The organism is Bradyrhizobium sp. HKCCYLS3070, assembly GCF_051167575.1.
Lineage (GTDB): Bacteria > Pseudomonadota > Alphaproteobacteria > Rhizobiales > Xanthobacteraceae > Bradyrhizobium.
Genome location: NZ_JBNPTI010000003.1, coordinates 393,061 through 413,529, shown reverse-complemented (window position 1 = coordinate 413,529; position 20,469 = coordinate 393,061). Strand labels below are relative to the sequence as shown.

General features: G+C 67.3%; 20 protein-coding genes. 15 read left to right on the top strand and 5 right to left on the bottom strand.

The features are described from left to right. Positions 1 to 217: 217 nt before the first annotated feature. The 8 genes from dnaK to ACQR03_RS14370 all read left to right on the top strand — a co-directional run bounded on the left by dnaK (position 218) and on the right by ACQR03_RS14370 (position 7,487). The gene (dnaK, locus tag ACQR03_RS14405) at positions 218 to 2,113 is read left to right on the top strand and encodes a molecular chaperone DnaK (protein ID WP_315716827.1); all 1,896 of its coding nucleotides are present in this window, start codon (positions 218 to 220) and stop codon (positions 2,111 to 2,113) included. Positions 2,114 to 2,258: 145 nt separating this feature from the next. After that, the gene (gene dnaJ, locus ACQR03_RS14400; RefSeq protein WP_315716828.1) at positions 2,259 to 3,389 is read left to right on the top strand and encodes a molecular chaperone DnaJ; all 1,131 of its coding nucleotides are present in this window, start codon (positions 2,259 to 2,261) and stop codon (positions 3,387 to 3,389) included. Positions 3,390 to 3,625: 236 nt separating this feature from the next. After that, on the top strand, positions 3,626 to 4,228 hold the full coding sequence (locus ACQR03_RS14395; RefSeq protein ID WP_315716829.1) for a class I SAM-dependent methyltransferase: 603 nt from the start codon (positions 3,626 to 3,628) through the stop codon (positions 4,226 to 4,228). Between the two features lie 45 nt (positions 4,229 to 4,273). Continuing rightward, positions 4,274 to 4,852 carry an NADPH-dependent FMN reductase gene (locus ACQR03_RS14390; RefSeq protein WP_315716830.1) on the top strand — a complete coding sequence of 193 codons (579 nt, stop codon included), beginning with the start codon at positions 4,274 to 4,276 and terminating at the stop codon, positions 4,850 to 4,852. A 6-nt stretch (positions 4,853 to 4,858) separates the two neighbouring features. Further along, complete coding sequence (gene pyrF / locus ACQR03_RS14385) at positions 4,859 to 5,590, top strand: orotidine-5'-phosphate decarboxylase (RefSeq protein WP_315716831.1); 732 nt, start codon at positions 4,859 to 4,861, stop codon at positions 5,588 to 5,590. 33 nt (positions 5,591 to 5,623) lie between these two features. Then, on the top strand, positions 5,624 to 5,926 hold the full coding sequence (locus ACQR03_RS14380; RefSeq protein ID WP_315716832.1) for a DUF1330 domain-containing protein: 303 nt from the start codon (positions 5,624 to 5,626) through the stop codon (positions 5,924 to 5,926). A 94-nt stretch (positions 5,927 to 6,020) separates the two neighbouring features. Then, the gene (gene dapB / locus ACQR03_RS14375; RefSeq protein WP_315716833.1) at positions 6,021 to 6,839 is read left to right on the top strand and encodes a 4-hydroxy-tetrahydrodipicolinate reductase; all 819 of its coding nucleotides are present in this window, start codon (positions 6,021 to 6,023) and stop codon (positions 6,837 to 6,839) included. A 24-nt stretch (positions 6,840 to 6,863) separates the two neighbouring features. Beyond that, complete coding sequence (locus ACQR03_RS14370) at positions 6,864 to 7,487, top strand: 2,3-bisphosphoglycerate-dependent phosphoglycerate mutase (RefSeq protein ID WP_315716834.1); 624 nt, start codon at positions 6,864 to 6,866, stop codon at positions 7,485 to 7,487. A gap of 603 nt (positions 7,488 to 8,090) precedes the next feature. Here the strand turns inward: ACQR03_RS14370 and ACQR03_RS14365 are convergent. Beyond that, positions 8,091 to 8,990, bottom strand: a complete 900-nt coding sequence (locus ACQR03_RS14365) for a bifunctional helix-turn-helix domain-containing protein/methylated-DNA--[protein]-cysteine S-methyltransferase (protein WP_315750496.1) — start codon at positions 8,988 to 8,990, stop codon at positions 8,091 to 8,093. A 320-nt stretch (positions 8,991 to 9,310) separates the two neighbouring features. After that, positions 9,311 to 9,844, bottom strand: a complete 534-nt coding sequence (locus tag ACQR03_RS14360) for a DUF2244 domain-containing protein (RefSeq protein ID WP_315825680.1) — start codon at positions 9,842 to 9,844, stop codon at positions 9,311 to 9,313. A gap of 22 nt (positions 9,845 to 9,866) precedes the next feature. On the opposite strand from ACQR03_RS14360, the gene nth reads away from it, so the two are divergent. The 4 genes from nth to ACQR03_RS14340 all read left to right on the top strand — a co-directional run bounded on the left by nth (position 9,867) and on the right by ACQR03_RS14340 (position 14,072). Next, positions 9,867 to 10,691, top strand: a complete 825-nt coding sequence (gene nth, locus ACQR03_RS14355) for an endonuclease III (RefSeq protein ID WP_315825679.1) — start codon at positions 9,867 to 9,869, stop codon at positions 10,689 to 10,691. Positions 10,692 to 10,900: 209 nt separating this feature from the next. Beyond that, complete coding sequence (locus ACQR03_RS14350; protein WP_315716837.1) at positions 10,901 to 11,953, top strand: type III polyketide synthase; 1,053 nt, start codon at positions 10,901 to 10,903, stop codon at positions 11,951 to 11,953. Further along, positions 11,950 to 12,456, top strand: coding sequence for an isoprenylcysteine carboxyl methyltransferase family protein (locus ACQR03_RS14345; protein ID WP_315716838.1), 507 nt, complete (start codon positions 11,950 to 11,952; stop codon positions 12,454 to 12,456). The genes ACQR03_RS14350 and ACQR03_RS14345 overlap by 4 nt, the downstream gene beginning before the upstream one ends. Beyond that, positions 12,453 to 14,072 carry a DHA2 family efflux MFS transporter permease subunit gene (locus tag ACQR03_RS14340; protein WP_434841486.1) on the top strand — a complete coding sequence of 540 codons (1,620 nt, stop codon included), beginning with the start codon at positions 12,453 to 12,455 and terminating at the stop codon, positions 14,070 to 14,072. Before ACQR03_RS14345 ends, ACQR03_RS14340 begins: the two co-directional genes overlap by 4 nt. Here the strand turns inward: ACQR03_RS14340 and ACQR03_RS14335 are convergent. Together ACQR03_RS14335 and ACQR03_RS14330 are read right to left on the bottom strand one after the other, a co-directional pair. Further along, complete coding sequence (locus ACQR03_RS14335) at positions 14,010 to 14,762, bottom strand: sulfate transporter family protein (RefSeq protein ID WP_315825677.1); 753 nt, start codon at positions 14,760 to 14,762, stop codon at positions 14,010 to 14,012. The two genes, ACQR03_RS14340 and ACQR03_RS14335, sit on opposite strands and share 63 nt — an antisense overlap. A 76-nt stretch (positions 14,763 to 14,838) precedes the next feature. After that, positions 14,839 to 17,307 carry a heavy metal translocating P-type ATPase gene (locus ACQR03_RS14330; RefSeq protein ID WP_316191522.1) on the bottom strand — a complete coding sequence of 823 codons (2,469 nt, stop codon included), beginning with the start codon at positions 17,305 to 17,307 and terminating at the stop codon, positions 14,839 to 14,841. On the opposite strand from ACQR03_RS14330, the gene ACQR03_RS14325 reads away from it, so the two are divergent. Further along, complete coding sequence (locus ACQR03_RS14325) at positions 17,306 to 17,563, top strand: hypothetical protein (RefSeq protein ID WP_316166386.1); 258 nt, start codon at positions 17,306 to 17,308, stop codon at positions 17,561 to 17,563. The genes ACQR03_RS14330 and ACQR03_RS14325 overlap by 2 nt on opposite strands. A gap of 15 nt (positions 17,564 to 17,578) precedes the next feature. Next, entirely contained in the window at positions 17,579 to 17,854 is a 276-nt protein-coding gene (locus tag ACQR03_RS14320) for a metal-sensitive transcriptional regulator (protein WP_315716843.1), read from the top strand. Between the two features lie 12 nt (positions 17,855 to 17,866). Here the strand turns inward: ACQR03_RS14320 and ACQR03_RS14315 are convergent, their stop codons facing one another. Further along, positions 17,867 to 18,844 (bottom strand): YiiX/YebB-like N1pC/P60 family cysteine hydrolase, encoded by a 978-nt coding sequence (locus ACQR03_RS14315; RefSeq protein ID WP_315716844.1) that lies wholly within the window; start codon positions 18,842 to 18,844, stop codon positions 17,867 to 17,869. Positions 18,845 to 19,036: 192 nt separating this feature from the next. Between ACQR03_RS14315 and ACQR03_RS14310 the strand changes: the two genes are divergently transcribed. After that, positions 19,037 to 20,449, top strand: coding sequence for a flavin monoamine oxidase family protein (locus tag ACQR03_RS14310; RefSeq protein ID WP_316170009.1), 1,413 nt, complete (start codon positions 19,037 to 19,039; stop codon positions 20,447 to 20,449). Positions 20,450 to 20,469: the final 20 nt, after the last annotated feature.

Genomic DNA, 20,469 nt, shown 5'->3' with positions numbered 1-20,469 from the left:
GGGCCCGATGGGCCGCTCTGATGTCTCCATGATGACCTTCGGCGGCGGCCGTGATTTTCGTGGGGTCGAACCCCTGGTCCGGTCCTTGCGGGCCACTCCCCCCCTCCTATATGACGCTCATCGTCGCAATATCGCGAGCATTTGATCTGAGGGGGTTTTGGATGGGGGCGCCGTCAGGGCCCCACCCAACCTGCCGCAAAAAGAAGGATATGAGACCATGGGAAAGGTCATCGGGATCGATCTCGGCACCACGAATTCGTGCGTGGCCGTCATGGACGGCAAATCGTCGAAAGTCATCGAGAACGCCGAGGGCATGCGCACCACGCCGTCGATCGTCGCCTTCAGTGACGATGGCGAACGTCTGGTCGGTCAGCCGGCCAAGCGCCAGGCCGTGACCAACCCCGAGCGCACCTTCTTTGCGGTCAAGCGCCTCATCGGCCGGCGCTACGACGACCCGATGGTCGAGAAGGACAAGAAGCTCGTCCCCTACAAGATCGTCAAGGCCGGCAACGGCGACGCCTGGGTCGAGGCCGACGGCAAGACCTATTCGCCCTCGCAGGTCTCCGCCTTCATCCTGCAGAAGATGAAGGAGACCGCGGAAGCCCATCTCGGCCAGAAGGTCGACCAGGCCGTCATCACCGTCCCCGCCTATTTCAACGACGCCCAGCGTCAGGCCACCAAGGACGCCGGCAAGATCGCGGGCCTCGAGGTTCTGCGCATCATCAACGAGCCGACCGCGGCCGCGCTCGCCTACGGCCTCGACAAGACCAAGGCCGGCACCATCGCCGTGTACGACCTCGGCGGCGGCACCTTCGACGTCTCGATCCTGGAGATCGGCGACGGCGTGTTCGAGGTGAAGTCGACCAACGGCGACACCTTCCTCGGCGGTGAAGACTTCGACATGCGTTTGGTCAGCTACCTCGCCGACGAATTCCAGAAGGAGCAGGGCATCAACCTGCGCAACGACAAGCTCGCTTTGCAGCGCCTCAAGGAAGCTGCCGAGAAGGCCAAGATCGAGCTGTCGTCGACCACCCAGACCGAGATCAACCTGCCCTTCATCACCGCGGACCAGTCCGGTCCGAAGCATCTGACGATGAAGCTGACCCGCGCCAAGTTCGAGGCGCTGGTGGCCGACCTCGTCGAGAAGACCATCGAGCCGTGCCGCAAGGCGCTGAAGGATGCCGGCCTGACCGCCGGCGAGATCGGCGAAGTGGTGCTGGTCGGCGGCATGACCCGCATGCCGAAGATCCAGGAGATGGTGAAGCAGTTCTTCGGCAAGGAGCCGCACAAGGGCGTCAACCCCGACGAGGTGGTGGCGATCGGCGCGGCCATTCAGGCCGGCGTGCTGCAGGGCGACGTCAAGGACGTGCTGCTGCTCGACGTGACCCCGCTGTCCCTGGGCATCGAGACCTTGGGCGGCGTGTTCACCCGCATCATCGACCGCAACACCACGATCCCCACCAAGAAGAGCCAGGTGTTCTCGACCGCCGAGGACAATCAGAACGCGGTCACCATCCGGGTCTTCCAGGGTGAGCGCGAAATGGCGGCCGACAACAAGATGCTCGGCCAGTTCGACCTGATGGGCATTCCGCCGTCCCCGCGCGGCATGCCGCAGATCGAGGTGACGTTCGACATCGACGCCAACGGCATCGTCAACGTGTCGGCCAAGGACAAGGCCACCGGCAAGGAGCAGCAGATCCGCATCCAGGCTTCGGGTGGTCTGTCGGAGGCCGATATCGACAAGATGGTCAAGGACGCCGAGGCCAACGCCGTGGCGGACAAGAAGCGCCGCGAGGCGGTCGACGCCAAGAACCATGCCGACGCGCTGGTGCACTCGACCGAGAAGGCTCTGGCCGAGCATGGCTCGAAGGTCGCCGACACCGAGCGCCGCGCCATCGAGGATGCCGTCAGCGATCTCAAGGAAGCGCTGAAGGGCGACGATGCCGAGGCGATCAAGGCCAAGACCAATACGCTGGCCCAGGCGTCGATGAAGCTCGGCGAGGCCATGTACAAGCAGCAGGCCGAGAGCGATGCGGCCCGCGACGCCGCCAAGGATGACGTGGTCGACGCGGAGTTCACCGAGGTCGACGACGACAAGAAGAAATCTGCTTAACTGAGGCAGAGGTAGTGACCATGACCCCCATGCCAAAGAGCGCTTTCAGCGGCTCGTTGGATGGGGGTCATTTTCATTGACCCGGAACGCGCGCGGCGATCGCGCCAGCCGTTCCTGTTGGGCGAAGTTCGGGCGGGTTTGATTGATGTCCACCAAGCGCTGCTACTACGAGACCCTGGAAGTCGAGCGCGACGCCGACGAGAGCAAGCTCAAGGCCGCCTTCCGCAAGCTGGCCATGAAGTGGCATCCGGACAAGAATCCGGGCGATGCCTCCAGCGAAGTGAAATTCAAGGAAATCAACGAGGCCTATGAGGTGCTGCGCGACGCCGACAAGCGCGCCGCCTACGACCGCTATGGCCACGCCGCCTTCGAGCAGGGCGGCATGGGCGGGGCGCACGGCTTCGGCGCCGGCTTCGCCTCCTCGTTCTCCGACATCTTCGAAGACCTGTTCGGCATGGCCGGGCAGCGCCGTGGCGGCACCGGACGCGAGCGCGGCGCCGATCTGCGCTACAACATGGAAATCACCTTGGAAGAGGCGTTCCAGGGCAAGACCGCACAAATCGAAATTCCGGTCTCGGTGACCTGCGAATCCTGCTCCGGCACCGGCGCCAAGGCCGGCACCAAGCCGAAGACATGCGCGATGTGCGGCGGCGCCGGCCGCGTGCGGCAGGCGCAGGGCTTCTTCACCCTGGAGCGGACCTGCCCCGGCTGTCACGGCCGCGGCCAGATGATCGAGGACCCCTGTCCGTCATGCTCCGGCTCCGGCCGCGTCACCCGTGACCGCACGCTGTCCGTCAACATTCCCCAGGGCGTCGAGGACGGCACCCGCATCCGTCTCGCCGGCGAGGGTGAGGCGGGCCTGCGCGGCGGGCCGCCGGGCGATCTCTACATCTTCCTGTCGTTGACGGCTCACGAGTTCTTCCAGCGCGACGGCGCCGACCTGCACTGCCGGGTGCCGATCTCGATGGTGACCGCGGCGCTCGGCGGCGAGTTCGAGGTGCCCACGATCGACAAGGGCAAGACCAAGGTGAAGATTCCCGCCGGTGCGCAGTCCGGGCGCCGGTTCCGGATCGCGGCCAAGGGCATGCCGGTGCTGCGCTCGCGCCAGACCGGCGACATGTATGTCCAGATCGTTGTCGAGACGCCGCAGAACCTGACCAAGAAGCAGCAGGAATTGCTGGCCGAGTTCGAGAAGCTGTCCTCGGGAGCAACCCAGCCCGAGGCCGCCGGCTTCTTCACCAAGGTCAAGGACTTCTTCGGCAAGGCGGCGAGCTGAGCCGTGAGTGCAGAACCGCGGGGCCGGATGCTTTCGCTGCATGCCATCGGAATGTCGATGTCGAGCGAATTTGCTGCTCCGCACATGCAAAAAATTATCGAATGCAACTGTAAGAGCGCGGACCCGCCAGCCTTAATCGTACGTTACGGTTCGGCTTGACCGCCCCGCCCGCGCCCTATACGTCTTTGTGACTCTTTTCTGACATCGCCGTGAAGACGGTCCCGTCTGGTACTGAGATGCCCCTGCAAACGTCCGTGCGTGCGTCGAAAAAGCCTCTCCGTCTGGACGACGAAGTGCGCTTCCTCCGCTCATGGATCGAAAAGCCGCTGCATATGGGCGCCGTCATGCCGTCGGGCCGACTGCTGGCCCGCACCATGGCGCAGTACGTCGATCCGCATGGGACAGGCCCCGTCATCGAGCTCGGACCGGGCACCGGCGCGATCACCAATGCGCTGGTCGAACATGGCGTCGATCAGAAGCGGCTGGTGCTGGTCGAGTACAATCCGGGTTTCTGCGCCCTGCTGCGCGACCGCTACCCGCAGGCCAAGGTGGTCCAGGGCGACGCCTATCGCCTTCGCGACACGCTCTGGAACGTGCTGGGCGCCCCGGCCTCGGCCGTCGTCTCCGGCCTGCCGCTCGTGACCAAGCCGATGCTGACCCGCATGAAGCTGATCCGCGATGCCTTCGCGGCGATGTCGCCGAATGCGCCGTTCGTGCAGTTCACCTATTCCGTCGTGCCGCCGATTCCGAAGTCGCTGCCCGGCGTCACCACGCAGGCCTCCGAGCGCATCTGGATGAATCTTCCGCCGGCGCGCGTCTGGGTGTATCGCAAGCCCTGACCGGCGGCCGCGATCCTTCGTGGCGGGTCGTTGACCGACCTCACGATGTCCGCGCTGAAGATGCTCATCATCCCCGGTTCGACGCGGGCCGGCTCGCACAACGCGAAGCTCGCCGCGGCCGCCGCCTATCAGTTCGTGCAGGCCGGCGCCGACATCACCCGCATCTCGCTCGCCGACTTTCCGCTGCCGATCTACGACGCCGACCTAGAGGCGCAATCGGGCATTCCACTTCACGCCGTGAATCTGACGCGCATGATCGGCGTCCATCATGCCGTGCTGCTGGTGACGCCGGAATACAACGCCTCGGTGCCGCCGCTGCTGACCAACGCCATCACCTGGATCTCGCGCGTCGACGAGCCGCCGGGCAGCCGCGGCGCGGTGTTCCGCAGCAGGCCGTTTGCGATCGCCGCCGCCTCCGAGAACCGCTTTGGCGGCGTGCGTGCGCTCTCGGCCTTGCGGCTGATGCTGACGGCCTGCAACGCGACGGTGATCCCGAGCCAGCTTGCGTTGGCCTTCGCAGACAAGGCCTACAACGACATGGACCGGCTCAAACTGCCCGCCGACATCACGGCGCTCGACGCGCTGGTGCGGGAGCTGATCGCAACAGCGCAACATACGATGTGAGGTGACATGCCGACCGAGATTGCTCCCCGCGACCGCCTGATCGTGGCGCTCGATCTGCCGAGCGTGGCGGAGGCCGAAGCCATGATCGCACGGCTCGGCGACGCCGTGACGTTCTACAAGATCGGCATGGAGCTGACCTATGCCGGCGGCCTCGGTCTCGCCGAACGGCTCGCGGCCGAGGGCAAGCACGTGTTCATGGACCTCAAGCTGCACGACATCCCGAACACCGTCGAGCGCGCCACCCGGCAGATCGCCAGGCTCGGCGCGCGCTTCCTCACCGTGCACGGCTTCTCCCAGAGCATGAAGGCGGCGCTCGCCGGCGCCGCCGGCTCCAGCCTCGAGCTGCTCGCCGTCACCGTCATGACCTCCTACGACGATGCTGACCTCTCCGCCGCCGGCTACGCCATGGGTGTCAAGGAACTCGTGGCGCACCGCGCCAGGCAGGCCAAGGAGATCGGCATCCACGGCCTGATCCTGTCGCCGGAGGAGACCCAGCTCATCCGCCCGCTGGTCGGCCCTGATATGCAGCTCGTGACCCCCGGGATCCGCCCGGCGGGATCGGACGTTGGCGACCAGAAGCGCATCATGACCCCGGCGCTGGCGATCGCCGGCGGCGCCGACCGCCTCGTCGTCGGCCGTCCCGTCACCGGCGCCGCCGATCCGGCGGCGGCCGCCGAGAGCATCGTCGCCGACATCGCCAGCGCCGTCGCGCTGGTCGGCAAGACCAACCGAGCTTGAGCAAGCGCGCCAGAGAGCAAGGAGACGACAGGGATGCCCAAGGCCTATTGGATCGCGCGGATCGACGTGCACAACATGGACGGCTACAAGGACTACGTCGCGCAGAACGGCGCCGTGTTCCACCAGTACGGCGCCAAATTCCTGGTCCGCGGCGGCCAGTACGAGACCAAGGAAGGCACCTCGCGCTCGCGCAACGTCGTGATCGAGTTCAAGGACTACGCGACCGCGCTGGCGTGCTACAATTCCCCTGAATACCAGCGGCTGGTGGCGATGCGCGCGCCGCATTCGCAAGGCGATCTGGTGATCATCGAGGGCTATGACGGCCCGCAGCCCTGATCGCCGCCCGCCCCGGCCACCGTCGACGTGGCCTCGCTCGGTTGCCGCCGCTATCAGCCCCGGCTATAGCCCTTGAAGGGGCAGAGGAGTTGACATGTCCAAGATGCGCTTGATCGTTGCCGGAGCCGGCGGCCGCATGGGCCGCGCCCTGGTGCGCGCGATCGCCGAGACCGACGGCGCCGTGCTGGCGGGCGCGCTCGAAGCCCCCGGCTCGGAGCTGATCGGCAAGGACTCCGGCGCCCTCGCCGGCCTGCCCGCCAACGGCATCAAGCTGTCGGGCGACCTCTGGAGCATGTCGGCCGAGGCCGACGGCATCCTCGATTTCACCGTCCCGGCCGCGACCATCGCCAATGTCGCCATCGCCGCCCAGCGCGGCATCGTCCACGTCGTCGGCACCACCGGCCTGTCCGCGTCGGACGACGCCGTCATCAGGAGCGTCACCAAGCGCGCCATCGTCGTGCAGTCCGGCAACATGAGCCTCGGCGTCAACCTGCTGGCGGCGCTGGTCAAGCAGGTGGCGAAGTCGCTCGATGCCGGCTTCGACATCGAGATCCTCGAGATGCACCACAAGCACAAGGTCGACGCGCCCTCGGGCACGGCGCTGATGCTCGGCCGCGCGGCCGCGGAAGGCCGCGGCATCGCGCTCGACGAGCATTCCGCGCGCGGCCGCGACGGCATCACCGGCGAGCGCCGCAGCGGCGACATCGGCTTCGCCTCGCTGCGCGGCGGCACGGCGGCGGGCGATCACAGCGTCATCTTCGCCGGTCCCTCGGAGCGGCTGGTGCTGTCCCACCAGGCCGAGGACCGCATGATCTTCGCCCATGGCGCGCTGAAGGCGGCGCTGTGGGCCCATGGCAAGCCGCCGGGCTACTACACGATGGACGACGTGCTCGGCCTCAAGGACCTGTTCTAGTTCAACGTCGATGGAAGCGAACTGATGAGCGAACGTCTCCTGGTGCTGGTGCGCCACGGCCAGAGCGAGTGGAATCTGAAGAACCTGTTCACCGGCTGGAAGGATCCGGACCTGACCGAGCAGGGCGTGGCCGAGGCCAAGGAGGCCGGGCGCAAGCTGAAGGCGCAGGGACTGGTCTTCGACGTCGCCTTCACCTCGGTGCTGACGCGCGCCCAGCACACGCTCGACCTGATCCTGACCGAGCTCGGCCAGACCGGCCTGCCGACAGCCAAGAACCTCGCGCTCAACGAGCGCGACTATGGCGACCTCTCCGGCCTCAACAAGGACGACGCCCGCGCCAGATGGGGCGAGGAGCAGGTCCACATCTGGCGCCGCTCCTACGACGTCCCGCCGCCCGGCGGCGAGAGCCTCAAGGACACGCTCGCCCGCGCGCTGCCCTACTACGTCCAGGAGATCCTCCCCGGCGTCCTCCGCGGCCAGCGCACATTGGTCGCCGCCCACGGCAACTCGCTCCGCGCCCTGATCATGGTGCTGGAGAAGCTGACGCCGGAAGGCATCCTGAAGCGCGAGCTGGCGACTGGCGTGCCGATCATCTATCGCCTGAACGCCGACTCGACGGTGGAGTCGAAGCTGGACCTGGCGGGCTAGGACCGTCGCAAGATTCCACTGCTCATGGGTGATCGCATCCCCATGAGTCGAAGCCCAGCCCCCGCCGTATCGACGCTGCGCTCCCTCTGCCCGTTCTCAAGGGCAGAGAATTGAGAGCAGCCGAGGTGAGCCCCGCTGTCACCCTCCCCTGGAGGGGGAGGGTCGGCTCAGATGCGCGGAGCGCATGTGAGCCGGGGTGGGGTGATCTCTCCACTCGCACCGGTTTCCGCGGCTCACCCCACCCCGCTCGCCCGCTTCGCGCGCGATCGACCCTCCCCCTCCAGGGGAGGGTGAGACTGAGATCGCGGCGCCTGCCGTCGGCATCATCGAAAGTTGGCGACGTTCGCGCAGCGCAACCGCCACGATCTGCCATGCGATGGATTCCGGGCTCGTGTTGCGCACGCCCCGGAATGACAGCGGAGAGAGTGGCGCCTGACTGGAATTCGTGTCGTACGAAAAGCTGCGTAGTTTCTCAGTCGTCATGCCCCGCGAAGGCGGGGCATCCAGTACGCCGTGACGGTCGCGAGACTCGAGACGTCGGTGTTTACTGGATCGTCAGCGTTCGCGGACGGTGACAGCGAGAGTAGCAGCGGCCTCGCCGCTCTACCCCATCCCCACCTGCCCGGCCTCCCACCCGATCATCGCCTGCTTCCGGGTCAGCCCCCAATGATAGCCCGTCAGCGCGCCGGTCTTGCCGAGCGCGCGATGACACGGCACCACGAACGAGATCGGGTTCTTGCCGACCGCCGCGCCCACCGCGCGCGAGGCTTTCGGCGACTCCAGCCGGGTCGCGATGTCCGAGTAGCAGACGGCGCGGCCCATGGGGATCTTGAGCAGGGTCTCCCAGACGCGGACCTCGAAGTCGGTGCCGATCAGGACGACGCGCAAGGGCTGGTCGGGCCGCCACAGGGTCTTGTCGAAGATGCGCTGGGCGAGGCCGGCGGTGCCGGGGACGTCTTCGATATAGGTGGCGCGGGGCCAGCGGCTCTTCATGTCGGCGAGCGCGCCAGCCTCCTCGCCGGGGTCGGCGAAGGCGAGGCCAGCGAGGCCACGCGGGGTGGCCATCACCAGCGCGATGCCGAACGGGCAGGGGTGGAAGCCGTAGCGCAAGGTGGTGCCGGCGCCGCCGGTCTTCCATTCGCCGGGCGACATCGCTTCATGGGTGACGAACAGGTCGTGTAGCCGGCCGGGGCCTGACAGCCCCGAGTCGAGCGCTGCGTCGAGCACGCTGGCCGAGCTCTTCAGTAGACCCTTGGCGTGGTCGAGCGTCAGCGCCTGCATGAACGCCTTCGGCGTCAGCCCGGCCCAGCGCCGGAACAGATGGTGCAGCTCGTCCGGCGTCAGGCTGGCGGCGTCGGCCATGTCCTCGATGGTCGGCTGCCGCCGCCAGTGTTCCGAGATGAAAGCGATCGCGCGGCGCACCGCATCGTAGTCGCGCAGCGCGGCCGATTGTTGCGGGCCCGGCTTGGCCAGGGCGGAATCGTGAATGGCGAGGGTCATCATGATCCGGATGTAGGGCGGCCGGGGCGCGGACTCCACCCGATTTCCGATCGGGAGGCTAGGGGCGTTGCGATCGGCTTCGGCTTGAAACAGGAGTTTCCCGGCTTGCTCCGTCATTCCGGGGCATCGCGCAGCGATGAGCCCGGAATCCATAACCACGAGAAGACGTGTGAGGCGAGATGCCCACTACCCGCGTGCCCCACACAAGGTCCTGTGGGTATGGGTTCCGGGCTCGCGCTGCGCGCGCCCCGGAACGACGCCGGAGGGTGTTAGCGGCGCTTTCGCCTGGGTAGAGCTGCCCGCAGTCAGTGCCCTTGGAGGCGCTACAGCGGGTTGTACACCGGCCCGCGCTTCGCGGCCTGCAGCCCGGCCGTGAGGGCCTTCGCAAAACTGGCTTTCTCCTCCGGGCCCAAAAAGCTCGCGATGGCGACGCGCTGGCCGCGCGCCACCAGGTAGAGGCGCTCGATACCGAACTCCTCGTGGGTCTCCTGGTCGAGCCGCACCCAGAGCGGGTTGAAGCGCCATTCCATGACGTGGCCCTTGTGGCTGACGCGGCGCAGGCGCAGCTCGGTCAGGGTGATCGAGATGTCCTCATAGGCGTTGGCGCGGCGGAAGTTGACCTTGAAGGCCCAGTAGATCGCGAGCGCATCCAGGCCGAAGAAGCCGAGCACCGGCCAGGCGCCCATCAAGAGCGAGGCGATGCCGCCGATGAAGCTGATGGCGCAGACCACGACCATCAGCACCAGAAAGCCGGTGCGGTTGAGCGAGCGATGCGGCGTCAGCCGGGCCGCGAACAGCTCGGGATCAGCGGCGTCGGTGCCGGTCTCCTGATACGCAAAAGCATTGCCTGGCGTCATGGGGCCTCAGTATACCCGGATCATGGCCAAAATCACCCGCCCCCAACGCGCCAAACCGGCGCCGGTTCGCAGCCCCTTGAAGAAGGCCGCTCCCAAGGCCGGGCCCAAGTCAGCCCCCAAGGCCGCCTCGAAACGGGCCGCCAAGAAGGCTCCGACGGCCAAGCCGAAGAGCCCTGCCCGGCCGGTCAAGACAGCGTCGAAGGCGGCCAGGCCCTGGACCCCGGCCGAGATCCGCGAGGCCTTCAGCCGCTTCGCACAGGCCAATCCGGAGCCGAAGGGCGAGCTCGAGCACCTCAACCCCTACACCCTGCTGGTCGCCGTGGTGCTGTCGGCGCAGGCGACCGACGCCGGCGTCAACAAGGCGACGCGGCCGCTGTTCGCCGTCGCCGACACGCCGCAGAAGATGATCGCGCTCGGCGAGGACAAACTCCGCGACTACATCAAGACCGTCGGCCTCTACCGCACCAAGGCCAGGAACGTGATCGCGCTGTCGCAAAAGCTGATCAGCGAGTTCGGCGGCGAGGTGCCGCGTACGCGCGCCGAGCTCGAGTCGCTGCCCGGTGCCGGCCGCAAGACCGCGAACGTCGTGCTCAACATGGCGTTCGGCGAGCACACGATGGCGGTCGACACCCATGTGTTCCGCGTCGGCAACCGCACCGGCTTAGCACCCGGCAAGACGCCGCTGGAGGTCGAGCTCGGGCTGGAGAAGGCGATCCCGGCCGAGTTCATGCTGCATGCCCATCACTGGCTGATCCTGCACGGCCGCTACACGTGCCTGGCGCGCAAGCCGCGCTGCGAGCTGTGCCTGATCAAGGACCTCTGCCGCTGGCCGGAGAAGACCGCCTGATACGTTGTGTGTGACGAACGGTTTCGCCTGAGAACGCGTTTGACAGTCACTATTGTGTCACGGCGCGACGCCGTCTCACCATGGCCGGGCCACATCGCCGCCCGCATTGGACATAAGATGACACCCGTAATCCGGGGCGATGTGAGTGGCGCGTGACGATTCCCGCGTTCTCGGACCTTTCTGCGCCGGGACGTTGAAGGATCAGCCGCATGGACAACACTGCCGCACTCGTGTCGCTCGCGACCTCGGTGCCACCGCATCAGTTTCGCCAGAACGAAGTGATGGAGGCCGCACGCGTGGTGCTGGCGCCGCGCTTCCCGCAGTTCGACACGATGGCGAGCCTGTTCGCCAACACCGGCATCCGCCAGCGCTACGGCGTCAAGCCGATCGAATGGTACATGGAGCGGCGCGGCTGGCCGGAGCGCACCGAAGCCTATCTCGAAGGCGCCGAGGCGCTGTTCGTCGACGCGGCGAACAAGGCGCTTGCGCAGGCCGATCTCAACGCCGCCGACATCGACACCATCGTCACCGTGAGCTCGACGGGGATCGCGACGCCGACCCTGGAAGCGCGCGTCGCCGGCCGCCTGGGTTTTCGCGCGGACGTGTCGCGCGTGCCGGTGTTCGGGCTTGGCTGCGCCGGTGGGGTCTCGGGCCTGTCGATCGCCGCGCGCCTAGCGCAGGCCCGGCCCGGCACCAACGTGCTGCTGGTGACCTTCGAACTGTGCACACTGGCTGTCCGCCATGATGAGTTGACGAAGGCCAACATCGTCGCGCTGAGCCTGTTCGGCGATGGCGCGGCGGCCGCGATCCTGCGCGCCGGCGATGGCGGCGCTATCCGCGTCGAGGCGACCGGCGAGAAGCTGTGGCCCGATACGCTCGACATCATGGGCTGGAGCGTCGATCCCGAAGGTTTTGGCGTGATCTTCCAGCGCACCATTCCGGACTTCGTCACCGAGAACATGGGCCCCGCGGTCAACGAGATCCTGGACCGGATGAAGCTCGCGCCTGCCGACGTCGACCGCTTCGTCTGCCATCCCGGCGGCGCCAAGGTGATCACGGCGCTGGAGCGCGCGCTGTCGCTGGATCAGGGCACGCTGGATCATGAGCGCGAGATCATCGCCGACTACGGCAACATGTCCGCGCCGACGGTGCTGTTCGTGCTGGAGCGCGCCCGCGCCCGGGGCTTGCCGCCGCGCTCGGTGCTCACTGCGCTCGGACCTGGGTTCACCGCAAGCTGCGTTTCATTGAGGCACGCCGCATGACCTTCGCCGCCTTCGTCCTCGCCCTCGTCACCATGCAGCGGCTCGGCGAGCTCGTGCTCGCCCGCCACAACACCAAGCGCCTGCGCGCCATGGGCGCGGTCGAGGTCGGGGCGGATCATTATCCGCTGATGATCTCGATGCATGCGGCCTGGCTGGTATCGCTGTGGCTGCTCGGCGCCGACCAGGAGGTCGACCCGTGGCTCTTGAGCGGCTTCGTGCTGCTGCAGGGGCTGCGCTGGTGGGTGCTGGCGACGCTCGGTCCGCGCTGGACGACGCGCATCATCATCCTGCCGGGGGCGCCCCTCGTCACCGATGGTCCCTATCGTTACATCTCGCATCCGAACTATCTGGTGGTCGCAGCCGAGATCGCGCTGCTGCCGCTGGCGCTGCATCTGCCGCTGATCGCCCTGATCTTCTCCGGCCTGAATGCGGCGGTGCTGTTCATCCGCATCCGCGCCGAATCGGAAGCACTCACCGGCATCGGCGGCGGCCAGACCGCATGAGCGCATCGGCCGCGCCGCAGGATCGTCCGAGCCTCGCCACCTGGCTCGGCTTCATCCTGATGTGCGTCGGCATGTTCATGGCGATCCTGGACATCCAGGTGGTGGCGACGTCGCTGCCGACCATCCAGGAGGCGCTCGGCATCACGCCGGAGGCGATGAGCTGGATCCAGACGGCGTATCTGATCGCCGAGATCATCGCCATTCCGCTGACCGGGTTGCTCACGCGGGTGTTCACGTTGCGCTGGCTGTTCGTCGGCGCCGTCGGCATCTTCACCGCCGCCTCGCTCGGTTGCGCGTTCAGCGGCGATTTTCACACGCTGCTGGCGTTCCGCGTGCTGCAGGGCTTCTTCGGTGGTCTCTTGATTCCCGTGGTGTTCTCCGCCGTGTTCCTGCTGTTTCCACCGCGCCTGCACGCGGTCGCGACGACGATCGGCGGCGTGGTCGCGGTGCTCGCGCCGACCATCGGCCCGGTCGTCGGCGGCTTCATCACCAACACCTGGTCGTGGCCCTGGCTGTTCCTGATCAACATCGCGCCCGGCCTCGTCGCCGTGCTGGCGACGCCCGGCCTGCTGCCGAAGCAGCGCATGGACCTCGCGGAGCTCGACAAGCTCGACCTATTTGCGCTGCTGCTGCTCGCAGTGTCCCTGGCCAGCCTCGAGCTCGGGCTGAAGGAGGCGCCGAAGGGCGGCTGGCTGTTGTCGAACTGCATCGCGTTCCTGGTGCTGAGCGCGTCGTGCCTCACCTTGCTCGTCCAGCGCCTGCTGACCTCACCGCAGCCGATCCTGCGGCTCGGCAGCTTTCAGCGGCGGTCGTTCACGCTCGGCTGCCTGTCGAGCTTCTGTCTGGGCATCGGGCTGTTCGGCTCGGTGTATCTGATGCCGGTGTTCCTCGCCTTCGTGCGCGGCCACGATGCGTTCGAGATCGGCAAGATCATGCTGGTCACCGGCGTGGCGCAACTGATCGCCGCTCCGCTGGTGACGGCGCTGGACGGCAAGGTCGACGCGCGTCTCCTGACGGCGTTCGGTTTCGTGCTGTTCGGCTCCGGTCTGGCCGCGAGCGCGTTCCAGCCGCCGACCGCCGACTATCAGGAGATGTTCTGGCCGCAGGTGGTGCGCGGCGTCGGCATCATGTTCTGCCTGCTGCCGCCGACGCGGATCGCGCTCGGCGACCTGCCACAGGCCGAGGTCGCCGACGCCAGCGGGCTGTTCAACCTGATGCGTAATCTCGGCGGCGCCATCGGCATCGCGCTGATCGACACCATCATCTATGGCCGCGTCGCCATGCATGCCCAGGCGTTTCGCGACCGCCTGCTGGCCGGCGATACCGCGGCGGCCAAGGCGATCGGGCTCGCGCCGGAGCTGCTGCGCAACCGGCCGCGCGGCATCTCGGAGGAGCAGGCGATCGCCTATGTCCGGCCGCTGGTGGAGAAGGCCTCGCTGGCGCTGTGCGTCAACGAGGCGTGGTCACTGCTCGCCGGTGTCGCGCTGCTCGGCTTCCTGCTGATCCCCTTCGCCCGCAGCAAGGCGGCGAGCCTGTCGCCGCGGATGATGGCGCTAGAGGCTGCGCAGCCGGCGCTCCGGCGACGGCTCGATCAGCTCGGGCCGCGGTCCGGATAGGCGCTTGTGCAGGTGGACCATGAAGGCCATGCCGAACAGCGGCGTCGCCAGGTTCACGATCGGGATGGTGACGAAGGCCGCGATGATCAGCCCCGCGGTGAACACCGTGATCGCATTGTCGCGCCGCATCGCCTTGGCCTCCGCCGGCGGCCGGAAGCGCATCGCGGCGAGCTCGAAATATTCGCGGCCGAGCAGCCACGCGGTGGCGAGGAAGAAGATCACGAAGCCGGCGCCGGCGAGGAACACGAAGGGCAGGGCGACCAGATAGACCAGGATGGTGAGGCCGGCGGCCTTGAGGCCCTCGATGATGGCGACGCCGAATGGCAGGGCGGCGCCGGGGCGCTCGGCCGGATAATGCTCGCGCTCGACGAGGTCGGCGACGTCGTCGACGAACAGGCTCGCGATCACCGAGGTGATTGCCGGCATCAGCATGATGCCGCCGAACACGACGCCGAAGCCGGCGGCGATCGAGATGATCCAGGTCAGCACCTCCAGCGTGCCGTGCGAGTTCGGCCCGAGCATGGCCTCCGCCCAGCCCTCGCCGGCAGTCGCGAGCCAGGTCAGGAGCCGCTGCAGCCCGATCGCGAGCACCGTGACCAGCACCAGCGCCAGCCCGATCGAGCGCCACAGGATCGAGCGCATCGGCGGCGACAGAATCTGCGAAATCGCCTTGATGGCGGCGTCGATCATGGCGGGGTCCCTCGCTGCAAAGCCCGCGGCAGAGGTAGACATGCCGGCGGGCTTCGGCAAGTCCGCCGGTATCGTATCAAAGATCGGTCGCCCGCAGCCGCAGCGCGTTGCCGACCACGCTGACCGACGACAGCGACATCGCGGCGGCCGCGATGATCGGCGACAACAGGATGCCGAACACGGGGTAGAGGATGCCGGCGGCGATCGGGATGCCGGCGGCGTTGTAGATGAACGCGAAGAACAGGTTCTGGCGGATGTTGCGCATCGTCGCCGCCGACAGTTTTCGCGCCCGCGCGATACCGCCGAGGTCGCCCTGCAGCAGCGTGATGCCGGCGCTCTCCATCGCAACGTCGGTGCCGGTGCCCATGGCGATGCCGACGTCGGCCGCGGCGAGCGCCGGCGCATCGTTGACGCCGTCGCCGGCCATCGCGACGATCTTGCCGCTGGCGCGCAGACGCGCGACCACGGCGCTCTTCTGCTCGGGCAGCACCTCGGCCTCGACCTCGGTGATGCCGATCTTGCGCGCGACCGCGGTGGCGGTGGTGCGGTTGTCGCCGGTCAGCATGATCACCTTGATGCCGTCGGCCGCGAGTACCTTCAGCGCCTCCGGCGTCGACGCCTTGACCGGATCGGCGACCGCAAACAGCGCAGACGGCTTGCCGTCGACGGCCATCGTGATCACGGTGGCGCCCTCTTCGCGCAGCCGCTTGCTCTCGACGCCGAGCGTATCGGTGATGATGCCGAGCGAGGCGAGATAGGTCGCATTGCCGAGTACGATGGCCTTGCCGTCGACCTCGCCGCGCGCGCCCTTGCCGGTCGGCGCGTCGAAGTTCTTGACGTCGGCGAGCTTGATGTTGCGCTCCGCGGCATGCCGGACGATGGCCTCGGCCAGCGGATGCTCGCTGGCGCGCTCGACGCTGGCGGCCAGCCGCAGCGCGTCGGCCTCGTCGAAGCCCTGAGCGGTGACGATGCTGGTCACCTTCGGCTTGCCCTCGGTCAGGGTGCCGGTCTTGTCGACGACCAGCGTATCGACCTTCTCCATCCGCTCCAGCGCCTCGGCGCTCTTGATCAGCACGCCGGCCTGGGCGCCGCGGCCGACCCCGACCATGATCGACATCGGCGTCGCAAGACCGAGCGCGCAGGGACAGGCGATGATCAGCACGCTCACGGCGGCGACGAGGCCGAAGGCGAAGCGCGGCTCGGGACCGAACGCGTACCACGCGACGAAGGCGGCAATGGCAGCAGCGATCACCATCGGCACGAACCAGCCCGCGACCTGGTCGGCGAGGCGCTGGATCGGCGCGCGCGAGCGCTGCGCGTCGGCGACCATCTGCACGATCTGCGACAGCAGGGTCTCGCGTCCGACCTTGTCGGCGCGCATCACGAAGCTGCCGGTCTGGTTCAAGGTGCCCGCGATGACGCGCTCGCCCTCGTCCTTGGTCACCGGCATCGACTCGCCGGTGACAAGCGATTCGTCGAGCGACGAGCGGCCTTCGAGAATGATGCCGTCGACCGGCACCTTCTCGCCCGGGCGCACACGCAGGCGATCGCCGACCGCGAGCTCGGCGATCTCCACCTCATGATCGTTGCCGTCGGTGTCGAGCCGCCGCGCCGTCTTCGGCGCCAGCTGCAACAGCGCCTTGATCGCTCCCGACGTTGCTTCGCGTGCGCGCAGCTCCAGCACCTGGCCGAGCAGGACGAGAATGGTGATGACCGAGGCCGCCTCGAAATACACCGCCACCGCGCCGCCATGGCCGCGGAACGCCGGCGGAAACGCCTGCGGCGCGACGGTCGCGATCACGCTGTAGACATAGGCGACGCCCGTGCCCATTGCGATCAAGGTGAACATGTTGAGATTGCGGGTCTGGACCGATTGCCAGCCGCGCACGAAGAACGGCCAGCCGGCCCACAGCACGACCGGCGTCGCCAGCGCGAACTGGATCCAGTTCGACAGCACGGGATCGAGCAGGCCATGGCCGCCGACGAGATGTCCGCCCATCTCCAGCACGACAACGGGTGCCGACAGCACAGTGCCGATCCAGAACCGCCTGCTCATGTCGGCGAGCTCGGGATTGGGCGCATCGTCGAGGCTGACGACGTCGGGCTCCAGCGCCATGCCGCAGATCGGGCAGGTGCCTGGGCCTTCCTGGCGGATCTCGGGATGCATCGGGCAGGTGTAGATCGTGCCTGCCGGCATCTCCGGCGGCGGCTCGCGTTCGCCGAGATATTTGTCCGGCTCGGCCGCGAACTTGGTGCGGCAGCCGGCCGAGCAGAAATGGAAGGTGTGACCCTGATGGTCGAAACGATGTGTCGAGGTCGCAGGATCGACGCTCATGCCGCAGACGGGATCGATGACCGTTGCCGGGTCATGCTCATGGTGGTCATGACCGCCACAGCATGACCGAGCGGCTGCAGGCGCTGCGGCCGTCGCGAGATACTTGGCGGGATCGGCGGCGAACTTGGTGCGGCAGCCTGCCGAGCAGAAATGGAAGGTCTGCCCCTGATGCTCGAAGCGATGCTTCGAGGTCAGGGGATCGACCGACATGCCGCAGACCGGATCCGTTGCCTTCGCTGGTTCAGGCGCGGCGGGGTCCGAGCCGCCGCAGCAGCCGCCCGAAGCGCTGGCGGGCGCCGCGCCGGCACGATCGCTGCAACAACTGTCCGCGGATGCCTGTTCGTGTCCGGTTTCCACCGCGCGCGCGCGCGATCCACAGCCGCATCCGCCCTCGCCGCCCGCCGCGACGCCATGCTCGTGTCTGGTTTCCGACATCGCTCAGCCTCTTGAAACCTATACCCTGTAGGGGTATATAGGCTCCATGCGCGAGGACATCAAGACATCCTGTCAGAAACGTTTGAGTCGGATCGAAGGGCAGGTCAGGGGCCTGTCGAAAATGGTCGAGGACAACCGCTACTGCATCGACATCGTCACCCAGATCTCCGCTGTGCGGGCGGCGTTGCGCCGGGTCGAGGAGGAGATCTTGCGCGACCACGTCGCGCATTGCGTCGAGCACGCCATCGCATCGGGCGACAAGGCCGATCAACGGCAGAAGATCGCGGAGTTGATGGATGTGATCGGCCGGTCGGATCGCTGAGGTCAGCCCAGCTCAGACCGCCACCTTGTTGCGGCGGCGCGCGGTCGGACGTGGCGCGACGTTTCGTACCGGCTCGGCGACGAGAAAATGCTCGTTGACCACGAGCCGTTCGCCGAGCTTCGCAACTATTTCCTCAGCCGCAGCCTGCTGCGTCGCCTCTTCGTCAGCCGTCTCAGGAACGAGCGGCGGCGCTGTGATGGCTCCTGGAAACACGGCGAACTCGCCCGCTACCTCCGCGAGCGGCTTCTGCTTGTCGGCCCAGTGCAGGGTCGTGTAGTCGAATCCATTGACGATGGTCGGCTTGACGATCTCGAAATAGGGCGAGATGTCGAAGTCGCGCGGCATGTAGAGCGAGGAATCGCGGATGTGCAGGATCTCGCGCTTGGCGCGCCGCGATGGCGCCCGCGTGATCTTGGGCAGGATCGGGTAGCGCACCGCATCGAAGGCCTGCGCGATCAGCGCCGAGCAGATCATCTTGGTCGGATCACCCGAGCCCAGCGCGATCATGCGCCGCCGCCAGCGTTGCGGAATCGGCATCGGGATCAGATAGCGCATCAGGTCGATGATGTTCTTGGTGTCGTAGCCGAAGCCGATGCGATTGATGGCGTAGCGGCACACCGTGTGCCGGTCCTCATAGGTCAGGCCGACCGGACGGCACACACGGGTGTGATAGGCGAAATATTTCGACAGCGGCGCCGAGATCACGCCGTCGCCGACATAGGCCTCGACCAGCACATGCGGCTCGCCGTCGGGCTCGACGGCGCCATCGATCGGTCCGACATAGAGCGCGGCGTGCGACCAGGTCGACTGCGTGAGGTATTTGATGATGCCGGAGATGCGGCTGTTGCCCTCGACGAGCAGCACGTCGCCGGGCTGGACGTCCTTGCGCAGATAGTCCGGATCGCTCGGCGTGAACGGCTCATAGCCGGGGATCTCCTTCTGGAGATAGGCGGCAATCAGCTTGCCGATCTGATCAAGCACGATACCCATAACGCTCCCCGGGCGACCTTGGCCGGTCGCCGGTTTTTTCCCTTCTTCCATGATGGTCGATTGCGGTTGCAATTTGGTTCATAGTGGACGCGTTCTGCACGGTATCACGTTTACCATCCCGGTTGCCGCAGCGCGGTAGATGCGGCAAATTCGCGGGTATTCGTTTGGTTCAAAGCTTTCGGAAACCATGTCATGAATGTCACGCGCCGCGGCTTCCTCTCCGCTTCCGCGGCGCTGGCCGTGCTGCCCATCGCCGGCCGCGCCGCGCAGGCGGCTGTTCCACGCGAGGCTGACATTGTCGTGATCGGGGCGGGTGCGGCGGGAATCGCCGCGGCCCGCCGCATCGTCGCGGCCAATCGCAAGGTCGTGGTGCTGGAGGCCGCGCCGCAGCTCGGCGGCCGTTGCCGCACGGATGCAGCCACCTTCGGCGTGCCGTTCGATCGCGGCGCCCGCTGGCTGCTCAACGCCGACGGCAATCCCATCAGCAGGCTCGCGCGCGGTCTCGGACTCGATCTCGTCGCGGCTCCCGTCGGGCAGAAGATCCGCGTCGGCCGGCGCAATGCGCGGCCCGGCGAGACCGAGCAGTTCCTGGCGGGGCTGGTGCGCGCCAATCGCGCCATCGACGAGGCGGCGCGCGGCAAGCTCGATACGTCCTGCGCCGCGGCGCTGCCGAAAGATCTGGGCGACTGGACCAGCACCACGGCATTCGTGCTCGGCGCCAGCGCGACCGGGAAGGATCTCGCCGATCTCTCCGCGATGGACAAGGCGCGTGCGCAGGATCGCAGCGCGCCGCTGGCCTGCCGCCAGGGGCTGGGCACGTTCATCGCCAGGCTCGGCGAATCGTTGCCGTTGTCGCTGTCGACTCCAGCAACGCGCGTCGTGTGGGCCAACCGCGACGTCGCGGTGGAAACGCCGGCGGGGCGAATCGCGGCGCGCGCCGTCATCCTCACGGTGTCGACCAACGTGCTGACATCAGGCGCCATCAAGTTCGCGCCCGAGCTGCCCAAGCGGCAGCTCGACGCCGCCGCGAAGCTCAGCCTCGGCAGCTATGATCACATTGCGCTGATGCTCGCGGGCAATCCGCTCGGCCTGTCGCGGGACGAGGTCATCATCGAGCAGAGCAATTCCAGTCGCACAGGTCTGCTGCTTGCCAATATCGGCGGATCGTCGCTTTGTACCGTCGATGTTGCCGGCGCCTTCGGCCGCGAACTATCAGCGCAGGGCGAGGCGGCGATGGTCGACTTCGCCAGGGAGTGGATAGGCAAGCTGTTTGGAAGCGAGGCCGCCGCAGCGGTGAAGTCGTCCGCAGCGACGCGCTGGAACCTGGCGCCGGGCGTGCTCGGCGCGATGTCGGCGGCCACGCCCGGCAGCCAGGGCGCCCGCAAAATATTGGGCGAGCCCTTGGGTCCGCTGTTTCTTGCGGGAGAGGCCACGCACGAAGCGCTGTGGGGCACGGTCGACGGCGCCTGGGACTCCGGCGAGCGCGCCGCGGAAGCCGCGCTGCGCCGGATCGGCGCGATCAAGGACGCCGAACCGGAGCCGAGCAGTGAGCGGCAACGACCGCGCCGTCGTGGCAAGGTGCGCTCGGCCTCGCCGGAGGATTGACCGTCGATCCGCAAGCTCAT

Bases quoted from the DNA above. Each gene is read 5' to 3' on its own strand.
- dnaK (WP_315716827.1), top strand. From the start codon at position 218: ATGGGAAAGGTCATCGGGATCGATCTCGGCACCACGAATTCGTGCGTG.
- dnaJ (WP_315716828.1), top strand. From the start codon at position 2,259: ATGTCCACCAAGCGCTGCTACTACGAGACCCTGGAAGTCGAGCGCGAC.
- ACQR03_RS14395 (WP_315716829.1), top strand. From the start codon at position 3,626: ATGCCCCTGCAAACGTCCGTGCGTGCGTCGAAAAAGCCTCTCCGTCTG.
- ACQR03_RS14390 (WP_315716830.1), top strand. From the start codon at position 4,274: ATGTCCGCGCTGAAGATGCTCATCATCCCCGGTTCGACGCGGGCCGGC.
- pyrF (WP_315716831.1), top strand. From the start codon at position 4,859: ATGCCGACCGAGATTGCTCCCCGCGACCGCCTGATCGTGGCGCTCGAT.
- ACQR03_RS14380 (WP_315716832.1), top strand. From the start codon at position 5,624: ATGCCCAAGGCCTATTGGATCGCGCGGATCGACGTGCACAACATGGAC.
- dapB (WP_315716833.1), top strand. From the start codon at position 6,021: ATGTCCAAGATGCGCTTGATCGTTGCCGGAGCCGGCGGCCGCATGGGC.
- ACQR03_RS14370 (WP_315716834.1), top strand. From the start codon at position 6,864: ATGAGCGAACGTCTCCTGGTGCTGGTGCGCCACGGCCAGAGCGAGTGG.
- ACQR03_RS14365 (WP_315750496.1), bottom strand. From the start codon at position 8,990: ATGATGACCCTCGCCATTCACGATTCCGCCCTGGCCAAGCCGGGCCCG.
- ACQR03_RS14360 (WP_315825680.1), bottom strand. From the start codon at position 9,844: ATGACGCCAGGCAATGCTTTTGCGTATCAGGAGACCGGCACCGACGCC.
- nth (WP_315825679.1), top strand. From the start codon at position 9,867: ATGGCCAAAATCACCCGCCCCCAACGCGCCAAACCGGCGCCGGTTCGC.
- ACQR03_RS14350 (WP_315716837.1), top strand. From the start codon at position 10,901: ATGGACAACACTGCCGCACTCGTGTCGCTCGCGACCTCGGTGCCACCG.
- ACQR03_RS14345 (WP_315716838.1), top strand. From the start codon at position 11,950: ATGACCTTCGCCGCCTTCGTCCTCGCCCTCGTCACCATGCAGCGGCTC.
- ACQR03_RS14340 (WP_434841486.1), top strand. From the start codon at position 12,453: ATGAGCGCATCGGCCGCGCCGCAGGATCGTCCGAGCCTCGCCACCTGG.
- ACQR03_RS14335 (WP_315825677.1), bottom strand. From the start codon at position 14,762: ATGATCGACGCCGCCATCAAGGCGATTTCGCAGATTCTGTCGCCGCCG.
- ACQR03_RS14325 (WP_316166386.1), top strand. From the start codon at position 17,306: ATGCCGCAGACCGGATCCGTTGCCTTCGCTGGTTCAGGCGCGGCGGGG.
- ACQR03_RS14330 (WP_316191522.1), bottom strand. From the start codon at position 17,307: ATGTCGGTCGATCCCCTGACCTCGAAGCATCGCTTCGAGCATCAGGGG.
- ACQR03_RS14320 (WP_315716843.1), top strand. From the start codon at position 17,579: ATGCGCGAGGACATCAAGACATCCTGTCAGAAACGTTTGAGTCGGATC.
- ACQR03_RS14315 (WP_315716844.1), bottom strand. From the start codon at position 18,844: ATGGGTATCGTGCTTGATCAGATCGGCAAGCTGATTGCCGCCTATCTC.
- ACQR03_RS14310 (WP_316170009.1), top strand. From the start codon at position 19,037: ATGAATGTCACGCGCCGCGGCTTCCTCTCCGCTTCCGCGGCGCTGGCC.